Here is a 1,128-nt window from a genome sequence, read left to right on the forward strand (position 1 = left end):
CTGTATTAGATGATCGGCTCTGAGCGGGCTTGCGACGGGGCTTTGAGGTGGTTTTATTGACTTTCATGAGAATAAATAAACGCGAGTATTTAATGTGAGTAAATACTCATATTATAGTGTTCTGTTATCTAAAGCACCGTTTAGCGCTACGCAGTCCAATGGAGGAATTGAGTTTGATGAAAGAGCAACCAAGTTACCAAAGTGAATCATACTGGCAAAACTACCAAGATTATTTTCCGGAACACCTACGGATTAATCACCAAAACCAGCCCAAAGAGGAGTGGTGGTTGTGGCAGGGAATCAATGTTCATTTAGATCGTTATGTTCCATCGACCAAAGATGACGTAAAGGTGATCATGCTGCATGGAGGTGGTGGCTATGCACGTTTGTTGAGCCCGTTGGCCCTCGACCTGTATGAGAAGGGATATGAAGTCGTGATGCCAGACTTTCCAGGGTATGGATTAACTGATTCGCCGGAAAGAAAGGTGGACTACCTANCTTGGGCAGATTTGGTTGTCGATTTAATTGAGCATGAATCAGAGCAAGGCCCGCAAAAAATCGTATTGTATGGGCTTAGCTTGGGTGGGATGCTAGCGTACTATGCGGCAGCTAGATCAAAATATGTTAAGGGCATTATCGCAACCACATTGTGTGATCCGCGATTGGCTTCTGTTAGAGCTGCTTTCGCTAAATTCCCTCGAATGAGCTCGGCAATCTTACCGTTATTGAAATGTCTAAACCCCATTTTAGGAACACTAAAGTTTCCTTTGAAATGGTTTTCTAAAATGCACGCTTTATCGAATAATGCCGAATTTAATCAACTTGTTGTTAACGACCCAAACGGTGGTGGAAATCGAACACCGCTGCATTTCATGCTTTCGATTATGATTGCAACACCTAAAGTTGAACCCGAGAACTTCAACTCGTGCTCGGTTTTGTTGGCTCATCCAGCAGAAGATAAATGGACGCCATTTGAACTCAGCGAACAGTTCTATCAGCGCTTGGCCTGCAATAAAAAAGTTGTTTTATTGGAAAACGCTGGGCACATGCCCATAGAGCAGCAAGGTTTAGATCAGTTAAGTCGTGCAGCTAGTAAATTTCTAGAAGAGGTAAAAGGCGGCAGGCCAA

1 protein-coding gene is annotated in these 1,128 nt (G+C 43.6%); it reads left to right on the forward strand.

Features of this window, described 5'->3' with window-relative positions; all coding sequences use genetic code 11:
- Positions 1-176 precede the first annotated feature (176 nt).
- Positions 177-1,128, forward strand: a 952-nt coding sequence (locus tag A3762_RS18570) for an alpha/beta hydrolase (protein ID WP_197469383.1), incomplete at its 3' end; no start/stop codon positions are given.

The organism is Oleiphilus sp. HI0125, assembly GCF_001635355.1.